We start from the raw sequence: 9,799 nt of genomic DNA, 5'->3' as shown, positions 1-9,799 counted from the left end.
GATCAGCCTTTCACTACGACGGTGTTGTTGCCGCTCAGGGCGTCGAGGAGCTGCTTGCGCAGGTCGCAGATGTAGTGCTCCACCTCATCCGGGCTGCTCAAGCTCGCGGTCGACACGGTGACCTCGGCGGTCGTCGCCGTTGGGGTCGCGAGTCGGATGGCCGCCTCCAGGGCGCGCGAGGCGCGCTGCGAGATCGCGTCGAGTTCAGCGGTCCACCCTTGGAGAGGTCGTGCCTGTGCCGCCGCCAACACGGCCGACGGATCCGCCAAGTTTGGCTCCGGCTCCGCGGCGAGGTGATGTCCCGAAAGGAGCGCTTCGCGTTGCGCCTCGTCGATGGCGTTCCAGACGGGCTGCCCTTCGAGGCTTTCGAGGGCCTTCGTGCGGGCGTCGCGCAGCGCTACCGCGGCTGCGTGGATCGCGTCGCGAAGCGCGTCGGCCAGGTCCCTGACGACCGGGGCGACAGGGTCTACGTCGGCGAGAAGGTCCCGGCTTGCGACCAGTGCGTCGAGGCGATCGCGGACGGCCGACGCGGTCTCGAGCCCGGCGGCGGACGTAGCGAGCGAACGCGCCAGCTCCAGCGAGGGTGTCCGGCTCTTGCGTCGGCGCTCAAGTTCCCCGAGCCTGTCGTTGAAGCTCGCGATGTCATCCTTCGCCCCCAGCAAGGCGTGCACGCGGTCGTTGCCGGAGCTGCTGACGATGAGCTGAATGTTACTGGGGACGTTGATGTCCGGAAGCGGTGCAGGTCCGCTCACGTCCTTCGCACGTTGCACGAGCGACTTGACAGCCTGTTCGACGGCCGAGACGAGTCCCTCGTTGTCGGTCGGGAACCCGAGGGTGCTCAACACCTGGCGCGCCTTAATCTTCTCCGCGAGCTTCAAAACTGTCACTTCGCGGCGGAGCTGCATATTGCCGAGGCGGGTCTGCTTGAGCACGTCGGCCGTGGTCGCGTCGCTTCCGTTGAGCGTCGCGCGGATCAACCCGGTGTCGAGGAGCACACCGAGGGCGGCCATGAGCGCGTCCCTTGGCCAGCCGAGGGGCTTCGAGGTGACGGCCTTTTCGATCTCGCTCGCTGAAGTCCCGGCCGGGCCAATGAGTCTGAGTACCTCCTTGACGACGCGGTGCTGCTCAGGGTCAGCGTCGTGCTGAACGGCCTTGAGGGCGTCCGCCCCCGATCCACTCTTGACCCGTGCGATTACCTGCGGCCACCGGTTGTCGTCGGCCTCACCGAACCGCGGGAACAGGCGGGTCGCGGCGTCCTGCGCGCCAGCCTCGATCCGCTCGCGCAGGGCGACTCCGCTCGGTGCCCTACCCCCGCCGAGGAGGACGTTCGCCTTCGAGATGGCTTCGCGGACATGGGTGTTCACCTGGTCCGTTGCGCGGTTGAGTCGCGTCAGCATCGCGCTTCGCGCCTGCTTACCCTCGTCGTCCTGAGGAATCCCCTGCTGGTCGATCACTCGTTGTGCGGCGACCTTGTTGCGCACTGCCGCCGCGAATGCGGGAGCCTGGAGGCGGGGAAGGTGGACGAGGACAATTGGCGAGTCGACGCCGAGGCTGCGGGCGGCCTCGTCGAACTGCTTCGCAGTAATCCCTTCGTCCCACTCCGAGCGGAGCCACACCGGGATCGCCTCGGAATTGGGCGGGAGCGAGGCATCAGCGTGCAGGGCAAGCTTGCGCGATTCCTTGGCCCGACCCTGCTGGATCGAAGCGGGTAGCGACCGAGTGACCTCGGAGAGCAACAGCGAGTCGCGCTCGGTGCTCACCTCGCTGTCGGTGACCTGCGCATGGTGCCTACGGAAGGCCTCGTCCCACTCCCGGCCCGCCTTGGTCTGAAGACGGAACTCCTCGCCGTCCTGCTGAAGGATGCCCTCCTCGGCGAGGGCTTGGAGCACGGCAGGGACTTCCTGCCGAAGTCGGTCGCCGTCGTGGGCAAGGTCTTCGACGAGCAGGTCGACGAGATGGTCTGCCGTGGCGCGCACACCGATGTCACCGTGACCGGAGGTCGGAAGCAAGCCGATGAGGTGGATAAGGCCGAGGATGCGCCCGCGCAGGGCATTCTTCTGCCCCTGCTCCTGGATCAGCGTCTGCGTCTCTTTGAGGAGCAGCCCTGCGCCGTTCAAGTCTTCGTTCTTCTGGGCGTAGAGGAAGTCTGCACCAACCACGGTACCCACTGACTCGGGCGCGACCTTGCGGTTCGCCTCGTGCACGATGCGGAGCTGGGAGCGCAGTTGACCGGCACGGCCGGCGTCGGCCTGGCGGAGCACGCTCTCCCAGAACCGGCGGCGCACGGGCAGCAGCGGGTAGTCCTCGGCGAGGTCCTTGTCGTCCCCGGCGGTGTGCTTGATTTTGCTGCCGATGAGCTGCCGAGAGATCTGCCCCGCGACCGACTCCAACGTGCTGTCGAGACCGGGCTTCTTCGCGGGCTCCTTGCTCAGTAGCACGCGACGGACAACGGCATCGACGTCCTGGTTCTTGAGCACGACCTTAACGGTGAAGCGGTCCTGGATCTTCTGGAGCGTCGAGTCGGCCGTTAGCTCCTGCTGACCCGTGGCGACGAGCAGAACGCGACCATCGAGTTCGCGGGACACGGACTCGACGAGGTTCTGCACCTCCATGGCACGGCCCCCGTCGCTGCTGATGTACTGCTGCACCTCGTCGAGAACAATCAACGACGGCGGGATCTGACCACCACCGACGTACTCAAGGATCTTCTTGAGCAGCACGACGGTCTCGTCCGTGGAGAACGACCGCGTGTCCGGCGGGAACTGGCTACGCAGCGCGGCACGCACGTCCTTGGCCGATGCGGCGAACTCCGGGTCGGAGGCGAGGATGGCATTCGCGAGCCGCGTGCTGAGGTTGTACTCGGCCAGTTCCTCGATGAAGTCACCGCTGCTGGCCGTGATGTGCTCGCGAACAGCGTCGAGGTGCCCGTTGCCCGCGAGCCACAGCGCCACTTGGGCAGGCGCGACGCGCGTGGGCAGTCCAGCCGCCCCGAGGACGATGGAGAGGAACACCGAGTTGAGGGTGTCGCCGCTCCGGTCCAGCGCACCTGCGGCGGCCCAGGGCGCCGCACCGTCTCGGCGGCCGAGAGTGGTCAGCTCCGTTAGTTGGTCCTGGATGCCCTGAGGGATGTTAGTCAGTCCTCGCGCAGACGCGCCATTTGGGAACTTCGTGTCGGCCCACAGGTGCTGAAGCACTCGGACCAGGTGCGACTTGCCGCTGCCGTAGAAGCCCGAAACCCAGACGGCGGGCTGCGTCGTCCGGTTCCGGTGGCCGGTGTAGGAGTCGAGGATCCGCTGGACGCCGTGCTCGTACTCGCCCTCGCAGACGAAGCTTTCCAGCTCGTACTTGAGGACGTTCCACTGGTTTGAGTCCTCGGGACGGTCGACGTTGGTGACACCGTCATTCGGAATCTCGAAACTCAGCGGCTGCCGGATGAACAGTTGGTTGTTGATCATCATGTGAGGTCCTTCTGCGGATCGATGACGCGGGCGCGGTAGTTGAAGCCGTCGCGCGCGTCAAGCAAGCGGAATGAATGAGTCTCGGGGTCGTGAAGCCCCGGGAAGAGCACAAGGAGTCGGCCGTTCACAGCGGAATCGACGGACTTGATCACGCTCGACGCTCGCAGGAACGGGAAGATCGATCCGATGCCGACCAGTGCCACAACGGCGTTCGCGGGGGCCGCTTCGAGGGCGTGCCGGACGCGCGCAATCAGTGTTGTCTCGAACTGATCAAGAATCGACTGTGTGAGGTCGCTCGGCTCCTCGTAGAACGCCTCCGCGTGGCGGTGAGAAGACAGCCAGCGCCCAAAGTCGTCGGTGACTTCGAGGACAACCCAGTCGCGGCCCGCCTGAGTTGTCGCCAGCTCCATGCTCGGAAGAGCGTGCCGCATCTGGCGCTCCAAGTCGGGCGGGTAGACGAGCATCCAGACGCGCTCGCCACCTGAGACGTTGTCCTTCCACGTCAGGGACAACTCAGCCTTGTAGGCATCGACCAGAGCGGAGACACGGGTCATGCCTTACCGCCGAGGGCCGGGAACGACACGTCGACCACCTTGCCTGCCGCGAGTAGGTCGAGGAGCCCCTGGGCGTGCGCGTCACGCAGCGCCTCCAATGTGCGGCCAGGCGCGATTCCGAGGATCTGCGACCACGGGTTGTCGAGGACGCCGAGGCCGCGCCCGCCTGCGAGGTGCCCCAGGTATGCCGCGAACGCGATGGCTGCCGGACGAACCTCCACCTCGTTGCGCGCCTTCTTGACGCGACCAGCGAGATGACCCGTCTGAGTCCAGGACGCACCGGTGTTACGGCCGGCCTTTCCAAGCGACGACTCCGCCATTTCATTGCCGAACTGTGCTGCAACGGCAGCGGTGAGGTCAGCCGACGTCACGCTCGAACCCGCGGGCAGGTCCCCAATCGCGGAGAAGGAAGCGCGGAGCACCTCGTCACGGGTGAAAGCCAGCAACCCCGCCAGAAGCGGGCGTGACAACGGGTCGATGTCCCAGTAGTACCTGAGTGCGATGAATTCCGGGCGACGCGGGTCAAGGAAGTACAGCTCACGCAGGTGGCGGAACGAACGCTGCCGGCCAGCCTGAGTCGGACGACCGAGGACGTTGCCGTCGGCGACCGCGTCGCGGTACAGCTCCGCGGGTGCATCCGACGGCACCTCGCGCAAGAGCTCTACCAGGTGGGGAAAGCCGATCGTGTGGCTGGTGGTCGTCCGCAACGTGCCGAGGGCAAAGTTGCCCGCAGCGGCATTGGAACTCGTCATGTCTCGGTGCTCTCCCCAGTCAGGCGGGTGTGAAGCAAACCGCTGTGACATCCGCGCCACTCTCTAAATCAGGTGTGGTTCTCACGGTACTGGACGACACCGACATGATCGGGCACCCTGACTGCGGCGCGAAGTCGTCCTACGTCGCCCACCGACACGTTCGCAGTGTGCTCGGCATCCACTTCCCGCACTTGCTTGATCGAACGACATCTCCCGACGATGCGCCCAGTCCCTGCATCAAAGCCCGGCGGAGGGCTCGGGCTCGAGCTAGGGCTCGAGAAGCCGATCGCCTGTTCATCACCCTGCTCGCGTGGGCATGGGTTTGCCTGACGACCTGGCAGAACGGGTGCGTGACGGAATACGGCCGTACCTCCTGTCACGCCGACCGCATGAGGCACTCCTGTCGCAACCAGGCGGTACACCGTCGGTCGAGGCTGAGGCAATCGTCGGACCTGCCTTCGGCGCTGGGCAGCGGTGTGTCAGGAACCGGTCGACGTGGGTAGCGGCGGGTCGGCCGTCCCTGCTTCAAGTCCTACCGACTTGTGTGTGGACGTGAAGTATCGAGCCCGCGCATCCCGGCGAGGGCGCGAAGCAGCCGCATGAGCGTGACCGGTCCCGCGACGAGGAACTTCATCGCGTCCCAAACGAACAGCAGTGTGTGAGAACGCTCAGCCAGCCGGAACCTGGTTAGCCGGCGAGTCCCGCGCAGAAGGCTGCGGCGAGCGCCTACGGCACGGCCAGCAGCATGGCCGGAACGACCCACTTGGGTCCGCGGCGGGTGCGAATGGTGTCGATAACGATGTTGGTGGGCATCAATCGACGCAGCGGGTAATGTGTGCGGGCGGTGGCACTCCGTATGACCCCCGAACATGCTGCAGCCCTCTCAAATTCGGCAACAAGAACCCTGGACCGACTGGCTGGGGAGCCAAGTCATGTCATCGCGACGAGCGGTGACCCGCATGTGAAGGTTGCTGTGACAGCACTCTAGAACCGGATATCGACAGGCGGAAGGCCCATGCGGGGTGGTTGGGAGGTCGCCTCCGTTTCCGCAAGGCGCCGCGCCGCTCGAACCGCGGCGCGAGCGAGCGCCGCTTCCAACTCCTGCACCGCGGATTCCGGCGCCTGATCGAGCGGCCTCACTCCACCGACGCCGTAACGATCGCGATAAGCAGCAACGGTGAGCGCGTGCCGTCGCCACGGACCGGCGAGTGGAGGTTGCTGTGGTCGGGTCCCCAGAGCCTGAGCCCACGCCTCCCTGGTTCGCAGAGCTTCACTCAGGATCACCGTTGCCCGTGCTTCGATCAGAGAGATGCGCTCGTCGAGCGCTTGGCGCATGACCGAATCCATTGGCCCCCGCGCCCGCGGGATCAACCCCGCGATCAGGTCCGGTGCCGGCCTTCTACCAGTACCGGCGCCGGACCCCCGCGCCGTCGCGGCACCAACTCGGGCACGTAGAACGGCCGCGTGTCCTGAGCGTCCTCGAACCCCCGGCCGCGCACAACTCGCTTCATCAGGTCCGCAGGGTCCAAATGGTAAGCCTCGGCGCGACGAAGCTCAGCAGTGAGAGGGCCGAAAGCAGCGGATTCGAGGACGTCCGCGGCCTGCTGGTCGGTGAGTCCGCAGCCTCTGACCAGCGCCCTCCACCGGTCGCGTTGCGCGGCGGCTGCGATGGTCTCGTACTCGGCCGCGAGTTGTGCGATCGAGCCCCAAGCGTCCTGTTCTGCGATGACAGTTTCGTGCGCCGATCGCTCAGCTCCGACGTGCTGCAGGACACCGTGAAGGACGCTCTCGGCCGTGGCGGCATCGCTACTAGGGCGTGGGCCGGCGTGAGCACTGTCAGGTTGGTCTGTGGCTACGTACGCGATATTTGATTCGCGTCCGCGCGTCATCGCGACGTACAAGTTCTCCCGAGTCATGCCGGGAGCGGCAACCACATGAGCAGTATCTGTCGTCAGGCCCTGCGCCCGGTAGGAGGTGACCGCATACCCGAGCTCGACATGCTGTCTCGCATACTCGGCAGGCAGCACCACAGCGCTCCCCCAACGGCGGCCCTGGCGCCGCACTTCAAGTGCGCCGCGACGGCCCACCGCGGTTACGACCCAGCGGTCACCGTTGCGCACCCAATCGTGTCCCGCTCTCAGCTGACGGTCGTTCTGACGAGTGATGACGATGTCGCCCACACCAGCTGCCGCACCGTCTTGCAGGGCCACCTCCCGAAGCGCGTTGACCCGCCCCTCAAGGACGAGTTCGCTTCGCGCGCGCTGATTGAGAAAGGTGACAGCCTCGCTCGAATTACTGATTAGCACGGTGGCCTTGCCTGCGCGCGCATCCTCGCGCCAGCCGGCGAATGCTGCATCCGCCATCGCCTCGGTACTCCCACCTCGCACGCGATCATGTGCTGCATACACATCAATGATCTCCGGATCGCCATCTCGCAGCCCGAGCGTCGCTTCTTTCTCCCATGCATGCTGAAAGCGGTGCACGCTCGAGAGTTCAGGCGGATCCGATCGATGGTGTACAAGGAGGGAAAAGGCGCCTCCGGCGTCGACCGATTGAAGCTGGGCATGGTCGCCGACGAGAAGGACCTTCGCGCCGGCGTCGGCGGCGATTGCCGTGATCCGGTCGAGGGGGAGGGTACCGGCGAGCGACGCTTCGTCGATGATGACGAGCTGGTTGGCGCGAAAGGTCGACGCGTGAGTCAGATGGTTCTGCCACCACTTGGCTAGATTCTCCGTCCCGATACCGAGGTCTTCGGCAAGCACCTGCGCGGCCGCTGCCGAGGGTGCTAGCCCAATCACCGCTCCTGCGCCATGCACTGATTCCCAGGCGTACCTGAGTGCAGCCATGGCGGTCGTCTTCCCCGCACCGGCCGGCCCGACAAGCACGTCGACGAGGCGCCCGGACTGCGTGATCTTCCCGAGCGCCTCGGCTTGATCTACGGTGAGAGCTCCCCCGCCGGGAAGCCTCACCCGCGCCACTGCTCGTAGCCCTGGCGCTTCAACTCGCGGACCCGAGGTACGGTCGGCGCGGGCGAGCAGACGGGCCTCCGCATCGAGCAGCGCCTTCGAGGTAAAAGCGGCTGAATGCTTCGGACGAAACACCGATGTGCCGTCGTTTCGCTGAAACTCGGGCGGACTGATCGCCAATTCGGGCGGCGTGATCTGTAGCGAGGCGCGCTCGGCCGCTGCCGTTATGCGATCAACTACCTCCTCACGCTCACTGGCGGATGCGAATCGGTAGCGCATCGACTGTCGGGCCGACTCGGCCACCAGATTCCAATGTCGCCAAGTCGCGCGCTTCTCACTCACGGCGGTCATCACGCACACGCCCAGGGCGTCGATGGCCTCGCTGGTCATGTCCGCAGATCGGACAACTGGACGACAACCTTCATCTGAACGGCTTACCCACGACGCGGCATCCGCGCCGAGTAGTCGTTCGGCGCGGTCGCGCCACTCCGCGGTGAGCTCGGCAAGCGAGTGAACCTCCTTGGCGGGCCGAGTAGAGATTGTCGCCTGGGCACGGAGCTTCATAATGGTCGTCGGGTTCGGCCGACGACCATGTGCTGTCACGTACTCGCTGATGAGAGCATCTGTCCGCACATCGATGTGCCTTGACCTTGTCGAGAACTCGGCGACGAGGGCCTCGGGAACGCTATCGATAGCCCAAGCGGGGTGTCGATCTCTCCCCCGTTCGCGCATCTCCCACTGCACACCGAGGGCGCGAGTCATTGCGTCAGCGAAGAGTCCCTCGTGCAGTTCCGAAAGCGCGACAACCGCCGCGTGCATCGGCCTGCCGTCGAGGGAGCGCCACCTCCCGTCGAGGACCGTCTGCACCTTGTTGCTGATGACGACGTGCGTGTGCAAATGCGGATCTCCAGCACGACTGTCGAAGTGATCGAAAGCAGCAGCGATTATCCCGCGCACGTCGACTTGAGCGATGGCACCGTCAACTCCGCTCGCCCCCGTCCTTGTCGCCGCCACTTCCCGCTCGAGGAAAGACAGAGCCGCAGTAACTGCGTCATGGTGCGCATCGGCGATCTTCGCCTGCGTCTGAGCATCAGCGATTCCCCAAAGGACGCTCGCCGACTTGGGGATCGAGAACGTGAAGTCGTACCCCGCGACAGCACGTCGCCGACGAGCGGCCACATCTTCTTCGCCCGGCTTCGAAGGGGCCGCCCCCAGTCTGCTGCCCGCCGCTGGCTGCTCAGAAAGCCCGCCAATCCCGGATGTTGACCGGTCCGAGTGGCCAAGGTAGGCCGGATATGCCCGTCCGAGAGCTGTACCCGTTATGGGGTCCCGCCCCGATCCGATGAGGAGTTGCAGGTGCTCCGCCGTGACTTCGCTACCGATCGCGAGGCCGCACTCACCGATGCTCCGGAGACCGTTCCCCATCCACCGGCCTGGAGGCGTGCCATTCGCGCTGTAATAGCGGGTCAGCGGGGTCGAAAGCGAACGGTCCCCGTCGGCAGCGGCAACGCTGCGCAGCAGGTACCGGTAGCCGTCCCCGGCGCTCATCACGCGCATCGACACCGTCACCCGGGTCACCTCCACCATCGGGCAGTAGGTGCGCCGCCTCGATCTGCAAGAGGCGTGAGGAGAGTGGTGAGGAGAGTGGTCGTGACAGTGTTGGTCGATGCGCGGGCGGGAACTCGTGGCGGCTACAGCGGCGATGGTCCCCGGGAGCGCTCGTTCGTTCGACGGTAGGCAGCGACCGCCCGTGGGCGTTTTCGCTCATGCGTCGCGCGTCCCCGCCGCGGGTCAGGCTAGCCCGCGGTCGACCTGCTCCTATAGCACGACTCTCGGATCAGCTTGATGCTGAGTTGACCTGCGTGGCCCTGTGACTCTGAGGGCCGAGCACGCGCCCCAAGCGTTGCGACCCGAAAGCGTCACCTCCAACTTCCCCACGTCCTAAACATTGAACTGCCCCAACGGGAGTTGCCGAGCCGTTGATCCGAGGCTGTCGAAGGACGCTAGGCCTCCTGACTCCTTGAATCAGAGTGGAAGCGATCGATCAGTGCATACGCGACAAACCATCG

4 protein-coding genes are annotated in these 9,799 nt (G+C 65.6%); all 4 read right to left on the bottom strand.

Features of this window, described 5'->3' with window-relative positions:
* Positions 1–2: 2 nt before the first annotated feature.
* The gene (gene brxC, locus DAI20_RS07425) at positions 3–3,458 is read right to left on the bottom strand and encodes a BREX system P-loop protein BrxC (protein ID WP_108249955.1); all 3,456 of its coding nucleotides are present in this window, start codon (positions 3,456–3,458) and stop codon (positions 3–5) included.
* The gene (locus DAI20_RS07420; protein ID WP_108249954.1) at positions 3,455–4,012 is read right to left on the bottom strand and encodes a BREX protein BrxB domain-containing protein; all 558 of its coding nucleotides are present in this window, start codon (positions 4,010–4,012) and stop codon (positions 3,455–3,457) included. Before DAI20_RS07420 ends, brxC begins: the two co-directional genes overlap by 4 nt.
* Entirely contained in the window at positions 4,009–4,764 is a 756-nt protein-coding gene (locus DAI20_RS07415; protein ID WP_108249953.1) for a BTB/POZ domain-containing protein, read from the bottom strand. Before DAI20_RS07415 ends, DAI20_RS07420 begins: the two co-directional genes overlap by 4 nt.
* 1,379 nt (positions 4,765–6,143) lie before the next feature.
* Positions 6,144–9,299, bottom strand: a complete 3,156-nt coding sequence (gene mobF, locus DAI20_RS07405; protein ID WP_306766464.1) for a MobF family relaxase — start codon at positions 9,297–9,299, stop codon at positions 6,144–6,146.
* Positions 9,300–9,799: the final 500 nt, after the last annotated feature.

This window comes from Planctomonas deserti (genome assembly GCF_003067705.1).
GTDB lineage: Bacteria > Actinomycetota > Actinomycetes > Actinomycetales > Microbacteriaceae > Planctomonas > Planctomonas deserti.
This window is presented reverse-complemented; position numbering and strand designations above follow the sequence as displayed.

Excerpts from the sequence above, each read along its gene's own strand:
- brxC (WP_108249955.1), bottom strand. The coding sequence starts at position 3,458 with ATGATGATCAACAACCAACTGTTCATCCGGCAGCCGCTGAGTTTCGAG.
- DAI20_RS07420 (WP_108249954.1), bottom strand. The coding sequence starts at position 4,012 with ATGACCCGTGTCTCCGCTCTGGTCGATGCCTACAAGGCTGAGTTGTCC.
- DAI20_RS07415 (WP_108249953.1), bottom strand. The coding sequence starts at position 4,764 with ATGACGAGTTCCAATGCCGCTGCGGGCAACTTTGCCCTCGGCACGTTG.